14 protein-coding genes and 1 pseudogene are annotated in these 12,395 nt (G+C 70.6%); 11 read left to right on the top strand and 4 right to left on the bottom strand.

What is annotated here, in order from left to right; translation table 11 throughout:
• Positions 1-79 precede the first annotated feature (79 nt).
• Together OG709_RS18370 and OG709_RS18365 are read left to right on the top strand one after the other, a co-directional pair.
• Positions 80-976, top strand: a complete 897-nt coding sequence (locus OG709_RS18370; protein ID WP_250302315.1) for a LysR family transcriptional regulator — start codon at positions 80-82, stop codon at positions 974-976.
• A 60-nt stretch (positions 977-1,036) separates the two neighbouring features.
• Entirely contained in the window at positions 1,037-1,519 is a 483-nt protein-coding gene (locus OG709_RS18365) for an NUDIX domain-containing protein (RefSeq protein WP_266641810.1), read from the top strand.
• 44 nt (positions 1,520-1,563) lie between these two features.
• On the opposite strand, the gene OG709_RS18360 is transcribed toward OG709_RS18365, so the two are convergent.
• Positions 1,564-2,193: an HAD family hydrolase gene (locus OG709_RS18360; protein WP_266641812.1), complete on the bottom strand. Its 630-nt coding sequence runs from the start codon at positions 2,191-2,193 to the stop codon at positions 1,564-1,566.
• Between the two features lie 76 nt (positions 2,194-2,269).
• On the opposite strand from OG709_RS18360, the gene OG709_RS18355 reads away from it, so the two are divergent.
• Both OG709_RS18355 and OG709_RS18350 read left to right on the top strand, forming a co-directional pair.
• Positions 2,270-2,806, top strand: a complete 537-nt coding sequence (locus OG709_RS18355) for a DUF2269 domain-containing protein (RefSeq protein ID WP_266641814.1) — start codon at positions 2,270-2,272, stop codon at positions 2,804-2,806.
• A 5-nt stretch (positions 2,807-2,811) separates the two neighbouring features.
• Positions 2,812-3,666 (top strand): GNAT family N-acetyltransferase, encoded by an 855-nt coding sequence (locus tag OG709_RS18350; protein WP_329166968.1) that lies wholly within the window; start codon positions 2,812-2,814, stop codon positions 3,664-3,666.
• 24 nt (positions 3,667-3,690) lie between these two features.
• Here the strand turns inward: OG709_RS18350 and OG709_RS18345 are convergent, their stop codons facing one another.
• Positions 3,691-4,965 (bottom strand): MFS transporter, encoded by a 1,275-nt coding sequence (locus tag OG709_RS18345; RefSeq protein ID WP_266641818.1) that lies wholly within the window; start codon positions 4,963-4,965, stop codon positions 3,691-3,693.
• 167 nt (positions 4,966-5,132) lie between these two features.
• On the opposite strand from OG709_RS18345, the gene OG709_RS18340 reads away from it, so the two are divergent.
• The 3 genes from OG709_RS18340 (at position 5,133) to OG709_RS18330 (ending at position 7,416) form a co-directional block, all read left to right on the top strand.
• Complete coding sequence (locus tag OG709_RS18340) at positions 5,133-5,621, top strand: MarR family winged helix-turn-helix transcriptional regulator (protein WP_266641820.1); 489 nt, start codon at positions 5,133-5,135, stop codon at positions 5,619-5,621.
• A 10-nt stretch (positions 5,622-5,631) separates the two neighbouring features.
• Positions 5,632-6,084, top strand: coding sequence for a GNAT family N-acetyltransferase (locus tag OG709_RS18335; protein ID WP_266641821.1), 453 nt, complete (start codon positions 5,632-5,634; stop codon positions 6,082-6,084).
• 168 nt (positions 6,085-6,252) lie between these two features.
• Positions 6,253-7,416: a winged helix DNA-binding domain-containing protein gene (locus OG709_RS18330; protein ID WP_329166964.1), complete on the top strand. Its 1,164-nt coding sequence runs from the start codon at positions 6,253-6,255 to the stop codon at positions 7,414-7,416.
• Positions 7,417-7,536: 120 nt separating this feature from the next.
• Here the strand turns inward: OG709_RS18330 and OG709_RS18325 are convergent, their stop codons facing one another.
• Positions 7,537-8,922: a serine hydrolase domain-containing protein gene (locus tag OG709_RS18325; RefSeq protein WP_250302324.1), complete on the bottom strand. Its 1,386-nt coding sequence runs from the start codon at positions 8,920-8,922 to the stop codon at positions 7,537-7,539.
• Here OG709_RS18325 and OG709_RS18320 point away from each other — a divergent pair.
• Entirely contained in the window at positions 8,921-9,052 is a 132-nt protein-coding gene (locus OG709_RS18320; RefSeq protein WP_284348578.1) for a hypothetical protein, read from the top strand. The two genes, OG709_RS18325 and OG709_RS18320, sit on opposite strands and share 2 nt — an antisense overlap.
• Position 9,053: 1 nt before the next feature.
• Here OG709_RS18320 and OG709_RS18315 read toward each other — a convergent pair whose 3' ends face one another.
• A complete protein-coding gene (locus OG709_RS18315) occupies positions 9,054-9,623 on the bottom strand; it encodes a TetR/AcrR family transcriptional regulator (RefSeq protein ID WP_250302325.1) in 570 nt (189 codons plus the stop codon).
• Between the two features lie 71 nt (positions 9,624-9,694).
• Between OG709_RS18315 and OG709_RS18310 the strand changes: the two genes are divergently transcribed.
• From OG709_RS18310 to OG709_RS36090, 3 genes and pseudogenes are all read left to right on the top strand, one after another.
• Positions 9,695-10,588, top strand: a complete 894-nt coding sequence (locus tag OG709_RS18310; protein WP_329166960.1) for an NADP-dependent oxidoreductase — start codon at positions 9,695-9,697, stop codon at positions 10,586-10,588.
• A gap of 97 nt (positions 10,589-10,685) precedes the next feature.
• Positions 10,686-11,810, top strand: a complete 1,125-nt coding sequence (locus OG709_RS18305) for an FAD-dependent oxidoreductase (RefSeq protein WP_250302327.1) — start codon at positions 10,686-10,688, stop codon at positions 11,808-11,810.
• Positions 11,811-11,913: 103 nt separating this feature from the next.
• Positions 11,914-12,300: pseudogene (locus tag OG709_RS36090) on the top strand (zinc-binding dehydrogenase); the annotation flags it as partial.
• Positions 12,301-12,395 lie beyond the last annotated feature (95 nt).

The following is a 12,395-nucleotide window of genomic DNA, read 5'->3' as shown; positions in this document are numbered from 1 at the left end:
CGACAGGGACCTATCGACATATTTATAGTTGTACCCGGGCGGGGATGCCTTCGACGCAGCCAGACAGGAGGGCACGGCCATGGACCTCGCCCTGCTCCGCACCTTCGTCACCGTGCACCGGGCCGGATCGTTCACCCGGGCCGCAGCGCTCCTCGGTCTCTCCCAGCCCGCGGTGACCAGCCAGATCCGCACCCTGGAACGGCAGTTGGGCCGCCCACTGTTCCTGCGACGGGCCCGCGGGGTCACCCCGACCACCATCGGTGACGAACTCGCCCACCGCGCCGCTCCGCACCTGGACGCCCTCGTCGAGATCACCGGGACCGGCCTCGACGAAGAGGCGGGCCCGCGCACCCTGCATCTCGCGGGGCCTCCCGAATTCGTCGCGCTGCGCGCTCTGCCCGCGCTCACGCCTCTCGTTCCGCAGGGCATCGCCTTGCGGGCCTCTTTCGGCCATGCCGAAGAGACGCTGGACGGGCTGGCCGCCGGACACCACGATCTGGCGGTCACCACGGTCCGGCCACGCGGCGGGCTGCTCACCGCGACCGCCCTCTGCGACGAGGAGCACGTCCTGGTCGCCTCGCCCCGCTGGGCCGCCCGCATCGGCCCCGGCACACTGCTGCGCGAGGGACCCTCCGTACTCGAAGACCTGCCGGTGGTGGACGTCCACGAGTCGCTGCCTCTCGTCTCCCGTTACTGGGCCGCCGTGTTCGATACCCGCCCGGCTGCCACGGGGGCCGTCGTCACACCCGACCTGCGCGCTGTCCTGCAGGCCGTCGCCGCAGACGCCGGGCTGGCCGTACTGCCGCGATATCTGTGCGAGGAGGCCCTGGAACGGGGCGGGTTGACGGCTCTGCTCAGCCCTCCGGTGCCGCCGCTGCGCACCTACTTCCTCACCGTGCGCACCGGCACTCTGGCCCTCCCGCACCTGGCCCGTGCCCATGAATGGCTGTTACGGGCTGCCGCCGACTGGTCCTGAAGGGACCTCCTGCTGTGGGAGATGCGTTTCAGAGGGGTGTCCGCGGGCCAATCTCCTTCCATGACCGAACGTCCAGTGGTCAAGCGCACCGCCCGCGCCGTCCTCCTCGACGGCGACCATCTGATCCTGATCAAGCGGACCAAGCCCGGCGTGGACCCGTACTGGGTGACCCCCGGCGGCGGGGTCGAGGCCGAGGACTCCACCGTCGTCGAAGCCCTGCACCGCGAGGTCGACGAGGAACTCGGCGCCAAAATCGTCGATGTGGTTCCCTGCTTCGTCGACACCGTCGAGCACATCCCCGACGACGGCGGAGTGGCGGGCGTGAAGGTCCAGCACTTCTTCGTCTGCCGCCTGGCATCGATGGACCTGGCTCTGCGGCACGGGCCGGAGATCGAGAAGCCCTGCGGCGACTACGAAATCGTCCGGGTCCCCTTCAGCCGGGTCGGCATCGCCGCCGTCCATCTCGTACCGCTCTCGCTCCGGCACTACCTCGACGGCAACATCGAAGGCGTACGGGCGCTGCAGGCACCCGACCTGGGCTGAGGCAGTCGGCGCCCGCCGCCCGCTCGCTGTCGCGGGTGAGGTCGTCAGCCCTCGGCCAGCAGCCCGTACGCCTCGCGCAGATCTCCGCCCGCGTAGCGGTGCGTGGCCAGCCCCGCCAGCCGGCCGTCCGCGTTCACCGCGACCGACTCCGGCACCGCGGCGAAGAGCTCCACGTCGGACATCGAGTCCCCGTACGCGACGCAGTCCGCCCGCCCGACGCCGAACTCCGTACAGAGCCGGTCCGCGATCCGTACCTTCGCCGCCGCGCTGAGAATCCCCGCCGGGTCCACCGGCTGTGTGAACGGCACGTCCGGGAAGCGCGAGCCGTGTGCCGCGTGCGCGCCCCAGCCGAGCAGCCGCTCCACGAAGAACGACGGCGAGAGCGAAATGACGGCGCAGTAGTCGCCGCGCTCCCGGATCTCCCGCCAGACCTCCCGGATCCCGGCGAGCCACGGCGCAGCCTCGAAGGCAGCCGTCACGTGGTCCACGGTCAGCCCCGACCACAGGGCATGGACCCGCACCGCGTACTGCGGCGGGCCGATCCGGCCCGAGACGAACTCCCTTTCCAGCACGCCGATCTCGTCCAGCAGCCCCAGCTGCCGGGAGATCTCCACCGGCGCGGCCGAACCGCGTATGAGCGTTCCGTCGAGGTCGAAGAGATGCAGACGTGTCATGTACGCCGAGGCTAGTACAGCCGGTTACTCCCCCTGTCGGACGCCGGAACGGCCGAAGCACGACACCGTGTTTCACGTGAAACCTCTGACCCGTCCCGTACGCCGGGGCGCCCTCGTGATCCATGTCGCCGTCTCGGTGGGCTGGCTGGGCCTCACCGTGGGGCTGCTCGCGCTCGGCATCACGGCGTACACCTGCGACAGCGCGGCCATGACGCAGGCTGCGTACCGCTCCATGAAGGTCTTCGGCGACTGGCTGGTCGTCCCCATCGCCCTGCTCACCCTCATCTCCGGTGTGGTTCTCTCCCTCGGTACGCGCTGGGGCCTGGCCCGCTACCACTGGGTCTGGATCAAGTTCTGGCTGACCCTCGTCACGGTCACTGCCTCGACCTTCGCCCTCCGCCCCACCATCGACGCGGCAGCCGACTCCGGAATCCCCCACCACAGCCTGGTCGCCGCCCCCGTCGTCGCCTCCACCGCGTACTTCTTCATGACGGCGATCTCCGTGCTGAAGCCGTGGGGCCTGACCCGGTGGGGGGAGAAGAGGCGTGGGGAGAAGAACCGTCAAACATCACGGAAAACGGTGGACGGAGCACCCGCACATCAGCGAGCCTGACCCCCATGCCCTCACCCCTCGACGCGTTGCCCATCCGCCGTCTGACCACCCACGACCTCGTCTCCTGTGCGGACCTCTCCGAGAACCGTGGTTGGCCGCGCGAGGAGCACAAGTGGGGCCTGTTGCTCACGGCGGGAACGGGCTACGGCATCGACGCGCCGGGCGGCAACGGGCTCGCGGGCGCGTGTGTGGTCACCTCCTACGGCCCCGGGCTCGCCGCCATCGGCATGCTCCTGGTCGCCAAGGAGTACGTCCGGCAAGGCGTCGGACGGCGCATGATGCAGCACACGATCGCTGAATTCCAGGACACCGCACTCACTTTGTACGCCACCGAGTCCGGACAGCCGCTGTACGAACAGCTCGGCTTCAAGACCACCGGCAAGGCCACGCGGGTCCTTGGCCGCTTCCAGCCGCACGGGCCGGCGCCGACGGTGGCCACCCGGCCGGCCACGGCGAGCGACCTGCCCGTGATCGTGCGCCTGGACAGTGAGGTGTTCGGCGAGGACCGCACCCACATGATCACGCGGCTGCCCGCCTTCGCCGACCAGCTCCGGGTCGCCGAGGACGCCCACGGCATCACCGGTTACGCGGCGGCCTGGCCCAACATGGACACCCATGTGGTCGGCCCGCTGATCGCCCGCGACACAGCGACGGCGAAGGCTCTGATCGCCTCACTCGCTGCGGGCACCGAGCGCCCGCTGCGTTCCGACATCGACGTCCGTCACGACGAACTCCTCGACTGGCTCAAGAACAGCGGCCTGGAGCCCGTGGGCTCCACCGTGGTGATGGTGCACAAGATCCCCGACCTTCCTGGCGACTGGACCCGGCGCTTCGCACCCCTGACCGTGGCCGCCGGGTAGCCGGGAGCCGGACCGATCGGCAGGTCAGTGGTGCGCGGGTACCGCGGGCCGCTGCCCGGTCTGCCCGGCCGGCTCGACCTGCTCGGTCAGCGGTGACTGCTCGGTCAGCGGTGACTGCTCGGCCGCCGTCTCCGTACCGGAAGGGTGCGTGGAACGGCTCCGTCGCTCCAGTGCGCCGGAGACGAGCGCGAGGACCAGTGCCGATCCGGCGAGTACCGCACCGACCCAGTTGGGGGCGGTGTAGCCGAGTCCGGCCGCGATGACGATCCCGCCGAGCCAGGCGGACAGCGCGTTGCCGAGGTTGAAGGCACCGATGTTCAGGGCGGAGGCCAGGGTCGGTGCGCCCGCCGCTCGGTCCAGCACCCGCTTCTGCAGCGGCGGGACGGTCGCGAACCCGAGCCCGCCGATCAGGAAGATCGTGACGGCCGACGCGATCCTGTCGTGCGCGGTGAGCGTGAACAGGGCCAGCACCAGCGCCAGTCCGCCCAGTGACACGTAGAGCATCGGCATCAGCGCCCGGTCCGCGAACCTGCCGCCGATCAGATTGCCGCCGACCATTCCGAGACCGAAGAGCACCAGCAGCCACGTGACGCCCGATTCCGAGAACCCCGCGACCGTGGTCATCATCGGGGAGATGTAAGTGATCGCCGCGAACACCCCGCCGAACCCGAGAACCGTCATCGCCATCGCGAGCAGCACCTGCACATCACGCAAGGCGGCGATCTCGTGGCGCAGCCGTACGCCCTCCGGCCTGGGCTGCTCCGGTACGAGCCTGGCAACGCCGACCAGCCCCAGGACACCGAGCCCGGCGACGAGCAGGAACGTCAGCCGCCAGCCGATGTCCTGGCCGATGAGCGTGCCCAGCGGTACACCGATGACATTGGCCAGGGTCAGCCCGGTGAACATCATCGCGATGGCGCCCGCCTTCTTGTGCGGTGCGACCAGGCCCGCGGCGACGACCGAGCCGATGCCGAAGAACGCCCCGTGCGCGAGCGAGGCGACGATCCGCCCGGCCAGCATCACGCCGAAGACCGGCGCGGTCGCGGAGACGACATTCCCGACGATGAACAGGCCCATCAGCAGCATCAGCATGTTCTTGCGGGAGATGCGGGTGCCCAGCACGGTCATCAGCGGGGCACCGACGACGACCCCCAGGGCGTACCCGGTGACGAGGAACCCGGCCGTGGGGATCGATACCTGGAAGGAGGCCGCGACCTGAGGCAGCAGCCCCATGATCACGAACTCCGTGGTTCCGATACCGAACGCCCCGATGGCCAGGGCGAGGAGCGCGAGTGGCATGGGGTCTTCACCTTCAGAGGAAGCACAGCTTGATTGATTGCAGAAGCGCTTTACTTGCGCAGACAATACTTGCAGGCGCCGATTAATTGCAAGCGCCGACTATCGCGGTTATGTCCTATCCTGGATCTCAGCCGCGCCGGGGCGCAGGACGACGGAGGAGAACACCCATGCCAGCGACCGACCCCGCACTCACCACCCTCGCCCACGGCTGGTGCGCCCTCTCCCTGCTGCACGGCCGCATCGAGGCCCACACCGAGAAGGCCCTCCAGCGCGGCCACGGGCTCAGCGTGCGCGAGTACTCCCTCCTCGACGTGCTCAGCCGCCAGCACGACGGGCCGGGCGGCCACCTCCAGATGAAGCAGGTCGCCGACGCCGTGGTGCTCAGCCAGAGCGCCACCACCCGGCTGGTCACCCGGCTGGAGGACCGCGGGCTGCTCACCCGCTACCTCTGCGACACCGACCGGCGCGGCATCTACACGGACGTCACCGAGGCCGGACTCGCTCTTCTCGGCGAGGCCCGCCCCACCCACACCGCCGCACTGGGCGAAGCCCTCACCGAGGCCGCCCGGAACCCCGAACTCTCCCCGCTCGTCAGGGCCGTCGAGGAACTCAGGCCGACCGCCCGACCCGTGCGGACGCACCCCACGCCCGAGTAGCCTCCGCACCATGAGCGACCTGGAGATCCGCCGCGCGGACGAGAACGACATCCCGGCCATCGTGGCGATGCTCGCCGACGACCCCCTCGGCGCCCGGCGCGAATCCCCGGACGACCTCACCCCGTACACCGCGGCCCACCGACGGATCGCCGCCGACCCCCACCAGCACCTCGTCGTCGCCGTACGCGAAGGGCGCGTCGTCGGCACCCTTCAGCTCACCGTCATCCCCGGCCTCTCGCGCCGGGGCGCCACCCGCGCCCTCATCGAAGGCGTACGCGTCCATGCCGACGAACGCGGCAGCGGTCTCGGCACCCGGCTCATCGAGTGGGCTGTCGACACCTCCCGCAGCCAGAACTGCCGGCTGGTCCAGCTGACCTCCGACACCACCCGCACCGATGCCCACCGCTTCTACGAACGGCTCGGCTTCACCGCCACGCACCTCGGCTTCAAACTCCAGCTCTGAGCCGGACCGGCGAAGGCCGGCGAAGGCCGGCGAAGGCCAGCGGGCTGCGGCCCGGCCCGTGGCACCGGCCCACCGAACCACGGACGCACGGCCGCACGTCGCCCCGGCCGCACACCCACACAGCCGCACCACCGAAGACCGCACCCACGGAACGGACGACCAGGGCCCATGCACCGGATCAGCAACGAACAGCGCCGCACCCGTCTGGGCCGCCGTCACCGCCTCGTCCCCTCCGCACGGGCCACCACCCCCGTCGAAGCCGCGGACGCCGTCGTCGCCCTGCACGCCACCGACGCCGCGACCCTCTACCTCTCCGTCTGCGCACGGCTGACCGACGCCGACTCCGCCACCGTCGAGCGGGCCCTGTACGACGACGTCGCCCTCGTCCGGCTCCTCTCGCTGCGCAACACGCTCTTCGCCATGTCGCGAGAGGTCGCCCCGCACGTCGACGCGTCCACCGCACGCGCCATCGCGGCCAAGGAGCGCAGAACGTTCCTCAAACACCTCGCGGACGACAGCGGGGACCTCGACGAACGTTGGCTCGCCGAGACCGAGGCCGCGACACTCGCCGCGCTCACCACCCGCGGCGCCGCCACCGGGAGTGAACTCTCCGCTGCCGTCCCCGCGCTGCGCACGAAGATCACGGTCTTCCCCGGCAAGAAATGGCAGGCTGAACAGGGCGTCGCGTCCCGTATCATCCGCCTCCTCGCCGCCGACGGCCACATCCGTCGCGACCGCCCCCGCGGCTCCTGGACATCGAGCCAGTTCCGCTGGACGGCCGCCACCCCCTGGCCCGCCGTCCCGGTCCCCGAGGCCAAGGCGGAAGTGGCCCGCCGCTGGCTCCACTCGTACGGACCGGCCACCGAGGCGGACCTCGCCTGGTGGACGGGGTGGACCCTGACGGACAGCCGCAGAGCGCTCGCGGTGATCGACGCGGAGGAAGTCCAACTCGACGACGGGGTAAGCGGATTCGTCGTCCCCGGCGACACCGCTCCCGAACCGCCTGTCGAACCCTGGGCCGCCCTGCTGCCCGCCCTCGACCCCAGCGCCATGGGCTGGGCGGACCGCACGTTCCACCTCGACGCGGAGCACCGCTCGGCCCTCTTCGACCGCGCGGGCAACATCGGCCCGACCGTGTGGTGGAACGGCAAGATCATCGGCGGGTGGGCACAGCGCGCCGACGGCGAAGTGGTGTGGCGCCTGCTGACGGATCCGGGCCAGGAGGCCGTGGCGGCGATCGGAGTGGAGGCGGCGCGGCTGTCGGAGTGGGTGGGGGACACCCGGATCACGCCGCGGTTCCGGACTCCGCTGGAACGGGAACTGACGAGCTGACCTGTTGGACGCACAGCGCCCAGGACGCCGGATCGCGGGCCGGCCGACCGGGCCCGGATCCGCACATCGAGAGCGCTGATCCGGGCCCTTGCCGCAGCCTTTGCCGCAGCCCTTGTCGCACTACCGGGGAAGGCCGCGCCAGCCTCCCTCGTCGACGCCGCCCGGCACCACCGACGCGGGCTCGTACGGCTGCCGGGTGAACACGAAGGAACCCAGATCCAGATGGCTCACCTTGCCGTCCCGCCGTACGACGCGCAGCGTCTCCCCCGCGTAGTAGCCGTCGAGCCCCGTCCAGGTCCCGTCCTTCTCCGCACGGAAGCTGGAACTCCGCCCGCCGCCCGCCAGCGGGCCGAACTCCACCCCGCCGTCCGCCACCAGCCGCAGACCGGCCACCGTCGTCCCCCAGTACCAGGGCCCGGCCAGCTCCAGCAGCTCCGCGTCCATCTCCGGGAGCGGGCGCCACGGTTGCGGCAGTCCCGGTTCCGCGTCCGCGACGATCCGAACGAGATCAGCGGCCACCGACGGGGTATCGGCCCCCGATGTGGCATTCGCCAGCGCCACCCCGGCCACACCGTCCTCGACGCACACCCACAGCCCGGCGGTGAACCCGGGCAGCGAGCCCGTGTGCCCGACGAGTGTCCGGCCGTCACGGCGGACGAGCTGCACCCCCAAGCCGTAGCCGCCGTCCCACTGACCGGCCTCCGGCGCAGCCGCCGGCGCGCGCATCTCCCGTACGGATTCCGCGCTCAGCACCCGGTCGTCGCCCTGGGCCAGGAACGCGGCGAACCGGCACAGATCCGCGGCCGTCGACCACAACTGCCCCGCGGCTGCCATCAGCCCCAGGTCCTCCGACGGCTCGGGCAGCATCACATCCGCCCACGGATGCACCGCCCATCCCCCGGCATGCGGTGCCTGCGGCTGCGCAGTCGTACGGTCCATCCCCAGCGGTACGCAGATCTCCCGCCGCACCACCTCCGCCCAGGTCTCACCGCGCAGCGCCTCCACCACCGCGCCGAGCAGCGTGTATCCGGGGTTGGAGTAGTGATGGCGCCGCCCCGCCGGATGCAGCGGCGGACCCTCACCGAGCACATCCGCCAGCTCCGGCCGCAGCTCGCTCGACGAACGCTCCCACCACTCGCCCGGCGTCTCGGCCGCCAGACCGGCGGTGTGACCGAGGAGTTGAGCGATCGTCACCGCGCCCACACCGGTGCCCGGGAGGTGCTTCTCCAGCGGGTCCGCGAGATCGAGCAGCCCCTCGTCGCGCAACCGCATCACCGCCACGGCCGTGAACGGCTTGGTGATCGAGCCGATCCGGTACTGCGTGTCCGCGTCCGGCGCGTGCCCGTCCACGCAGCTGCGCGCCCCCGACCACACCAACTGTCCGTCCCGCATCACCGCCCCCACCAGCGACGGCGCACGCCCCTTGGACTGAGCCGTGGCAACCCGGTGCAGGAGAGCCCGCCGGGTACCGGGGAGGAGATCTGTAAAGGAATCCGAAGATGTCATGGTCGAGACCTACCCGATGATCCGGTCCCGGTCGACCCCGTACCCGGCAGGCAGCCCGCACACCGACAAGTCTCGACGGCGCACCACCGGACCGGACCTGATCTCGCGGGCGATGCTCGCAGAGTGGTAGGTCAGGTGACTTCCCAGGCCGCCTCGACCATCTGGAAGATCTCGTCCACCGCGGCCTGCGGATCGTCCGCCTCACGGGCCAGCGAATAGGCGTCGATCACGAACCTCGCGATGGTCCGGCAGGCCGTCGTGGTCTGTGACAGGCCGGGATCGGCAGCGATGGCCGTTGCCAGCGCCTCCGCATGACGCAGCCGCATCGACTCCTCGTACTCCCGCAGGGCACGTGACTCGTCGATCATGCGGTAGATCGGGACGGTGCCGTCCGCCGTGCAGTGCCGGACCATCTCCTGGATCTCGCGGCGCAGCACGGGAATGAGCGGTTCGTGCGGCGCGCGGGTGGTGACCGCCTGCGTGAGGCGTTGCTCGAAGTTGTCGTCCTGCTCGAACACCAGGGCCTCTTTCGAGGCGAAGTGGGAGAAGAGCGTGGTGACGGCCACGTCGGCCTCGGCGGCCACATCGCGGATGCCCACCGCGTCGTACCCGCGATCCAGGAAGAGCCGCAGGGCGGTGTCGGCGATCTTCTGCCGGGTCGCGGCCTTCTTGCGCTCACGGCGTCCGGGCGGCTCGGTCATGCCGCTGACACTATCAAATCCAAAGGAGTAACCGTTTCTAAACAATAACCGTTAGTGCTACGGTCGACCGCATGAAGAGAGTGAGCTTCGCCGAGTTCGGCGGTCCCGACGTTCTCCGCCTCGAAGGCGCCGAGGAGCCCCACGCGGGCCCCGGCCAGATACGCGTCGCCGTGCGGGCTGCGGGCGTGAACCCCGTCGACTGGAGAATCCGTGAAGGCCAGTTCCAGAAGGTCCGCCCGGTCGTCCTGCCCGCCGGAGTCGGGCAGGACGCCTCCGGGGTGGTGGACGAGGCCGGCGAGGGCGTCGAAGGAGTCGAGGTCGGCGACCACGTGTTCGGGCGAGGCTCAAGCACCTATGCCGAGTTCGCCGTGCTGTCGGCCTGGGCCCGGATGCCCGAGGGGCTGACCTTCGAAGAGGCGGCCGGATACCCCTCCGTGGTGGAGACCGCGCTGCGCATCATCCGCCAGGCAGGTGTGCGGCCCGGCCAGACGCTGCTGGTCAGCGGAGCGTCCGGGGGCGTCGGATCGGCAGTACTGCAGATCGCCCGCGACCGCGGCATCACGGTGATCGGCACGGCCGGAGCCGCGAACCAGGACTACCTGCGCAGCCTGGGTGCCCTCGCCACGACGTACGGCGAGGGCTGGGTCGAGCGGGTGCGGCAGCTCGGCCGTGTCGACGCAGCGCTCGATCTGACCGGCTCCGGCGTGATCCGCGAACTCGTCGGACTGACCGGGGACCCGCGGAAGGTGATCTCCATCGCCGATCTCGGCGCGCCGGAGCACGGTGTCCGGTACTCCGGCGTGACCGGGAACGTACCGGAAGCCCTCGCCGAGGCCGTCGGCCTCATCGCACGGGGAAAGCTCCACATCCCGGTCGAGAACTCGTACACGCTCGCCGAGGCCGCGGCCGCGCACATCGACAGCCGGGCCGGTCACACACGCGGGCGCCGGGTGATCGTCGTCTGAGCCGTTTCCTGCCCGAGGGCACAGCCCGGCAAGCCGCCTTCCTTCCAGCGATCCTGCCCGGACCCACCCGGCGGACGGACGACAAGCAAGGAGCTTCATGCACACTCCTGTCACGATCATCGGCGCCGGACTCGGCGGCCTCGTCCTGGCCCGCGTCCTGCACCTCCACGGCATCCCCGTCACGGTCCACGAGGCGGAGTCCTCCCCGACGGCGCGTTCGCAGGGCGGGATGCTCGACATCCACGACCGCAACGGCCAACTCGCCCTCAAGGCTGCCGGTCTGACGGACGAGTTCCGCGGCATCGTCCTGGAGGGCCGCCAAGCTATACGGATCCTCGGCCGAGACGGGACCGTCCTGTTCGACAAGGCCGACGACGGCACGGGCGGAAGTCCCGAGGTACAGCGCGGCGAACTGCGACAGATCCTGCTCGACTCACTCCCCGCCGGCACCGTCCGATGGGGCCACGCGGCCACCGGCGTCCGCGCCCTCACCCAAGGCCGTCACGAGGTGACCTTCGCAGGCGGCACCGCCGTCGTCACGAGCCTGCTGGTCGGCGCGGACGGTGCATGGTCACGAGTGCGACCGCTGCTCTCCGACACCACGCCCGCATACGTCGGCCGGTCCTTCGTCGAGTCAACACTGCACGACGCCGACACCCGACACCCGGCCACCGCGAAGGCGGTCGGCGACGGGACGCTTGTCGCGCTCGACCTGGACGGGAACGGGAAGTGGTTCGTGGCGCACAGGGAGAGGGGCGGGACCCTCCACACCTACATCACGCTGACCAAGCCACAGGACTGGTTCGAGACCATCGATTTCACCGATGCCGCCGCAGCCGCCGCGCGGATCGCGGAGGAGTACGACGGCTGGGCACCGGAACTCACCGCCCTGATCACCGCCGGCGATACCGCGCCGGTCCTGCGCCCCCTGCACGCCCTGCCGATCGGGCAGCGCTGGGACCGGGTGCCGGGAGTGACCCTGCTCGGCGATGCCGCCCACCTCTCGACCCCCAACGGCGAGGGCGCCAGCCTGGCCATGCAGGACGGCGCCGAACTCGGCGAGGCCCTCGCCGCACACCCCGATGACATCGAAACCGCCCTCACCGAGTACGAACGAGGGCTGTTCCCCCGCAGCGCCGCGGCCACGGCCGCGGTCGCCCACAACCCCACGCCCCAGGAGGTGATCAAGTTCTTCACCGGACGAGAAGCAGCGGGAATCTGACAGTGCCGCAGAGGTGAGCGACTTCAAGCTCTCCCGCTGAACGACTCGCCACGTATGCGGAGTTAGCCCGTGTTCACGGCCATGCGGGTACTGGAGGCCCTGGAACCACTGCTTCCTCGACCAACTCGGCGTCGCACCGGTCGCCTACGGGAGGGTCGATCGCCTTGCCCCACTGGTTCCGACGCGGCGTCGACGTGGTTCTGGACGCGGCCGGTAAGGGCACTCTGGCCGAACTGGTGGCCATCGCCGGCGATCCGCATCGCGTGTGACCATCGCGGACTTCTACGCCGCCCGACACGGAGCGCGGTTCTCCCGCTCCGAAGCAGGGGAGTCGCCGGGCTGGGCAGCCACTGGCATCCGATCTCGCCGGCCAAGGCCGCCTCACCGTCCCGCTGCACGCCGCGTTCCCGCTGAAGGAGACCCGCCGCGGCTCACGACGTCAGCGCCACCGGCCATGCGCGCGGGCAAGATCGTCGTCACCGTGCCCTGACAGCCGTGGGCATGGTCGGGCTCACCGCCTACCGCCCCTTTCCGTCAGTACCTGGAAGAGGAGCTCAGCGCCCCGGCGATCAAGCCGGGGCGGGC

Source organism: Streptomyces sp. NBC_01267, from assembly GCF_036241575.1.
Lineage (GTDB): Bacteria > Actinomycetota > Actinomycetes > Streptomycetales > Streptomycetaceae > Streptomyces.
Note: the sequence above shows the minus strand (reverse complement) of the source record. Positions and strands in the feature narration are given on the sequence as shown.

What these genes read in the sequence shown, in the direction of transcription:
- OG709_RS18365 (WP_266641810.1), top strand. Translation starts at nt 1,037, where the DNA reads ATGACCGAACGTCCAGTGGTCAAGCGCACCGCCCGCGCCGTCCTCCTC.
- OG709_RS18320 (WP_284348578.1), top strand. Translation starts at nt 8,921, where the DNA reads ATGGTCGAGACCTACCCGATGATCCGGTCCCGGTCGACCCCGTACCCG.
- OG709_RS18370 (WP_250302315.1), top strand. Translation starts at nt 80, where the DNA reads ATGGACCTCGCCCTGCTCCGCACCTTCGTCACCGTGCACCGGGCCGGA.
- OG709_RS18310 (WP_329166960.1), top strand. Translation starts at nt 9,695, where the DNA reads ATGAAGAGAGTGAGCTTCGCCGAGTTCGGCGGTCCCGACGTTCTCCGC.
- OG709_RS18340 (WP_266641820.1), top strand. Translation starts at nt 5,133, where the DNA reads ATGCCAGCGACCGACCCCGCACTCACCACCCTCGCCCACGGCTGGTGC.
- OG709_RS18325 (WP_250302324.1), bottom strand. Translation starts at nt 8,922, where the DNA reads ATGACATCTTCGGATTCCTTTACAGATCTCCTCCCCGGTACCCGGCGG.
- OG709_RS18335 (WP_266641821.1), top strand. Translation starts at nt 5,632, where the DNA reads ATGAGCGACCTGGAGATCCGCCGCGCGGACGAGAACGACATCCCGGCC.
- OG709_RS18330 (WP_329166964.1), top strand. Translation starts at nt 6,253, where the DNA reads ATGCACCGGATCAGCAACGAACAGCGCCGCACCCGTCTGGGCCGCCGT.
- OG709_RS18315 (WP_250302325.1), bottom strand. Translation starts at nt 9,623, where the DNA reads ATGACCGAGCCGCCCGGACGCCGTGAGCGCAAGAAGGCCGCGACCCGG.
- OG709_RS18305 (WP_250302327.1), top strand. Translation starts at nt 10,686, where the DNA reads ATGCACACTCCTGTCACGATCATCGGCGCCGGACTCGGCGGCCTCGTC.
- OG709_RS18350 (WP_329166968.1), top strand. Translation starts at nt 2,812, where the DNA reads ATGCCCTCACCCCTCGACGCGTTGCCCATCCGCCGTCTGACCACCCAC.
- OG709_RS18345 (WP_266641818.1), bottom strand. Translation starts at nt 4,965, where the DNA reads ATGCCACTCGCGCTCCTCGCCCTGGCCATCGGGGCGTTCGGTATCGGA.
- OG709_RS18360 (WP_266641812.1), bottom strand. Translation starts at nt 2,193, where the DNA reads ATGACACGTCTGCATCTCTTCGACCTCGACGGAACGCTCATACGCGGT.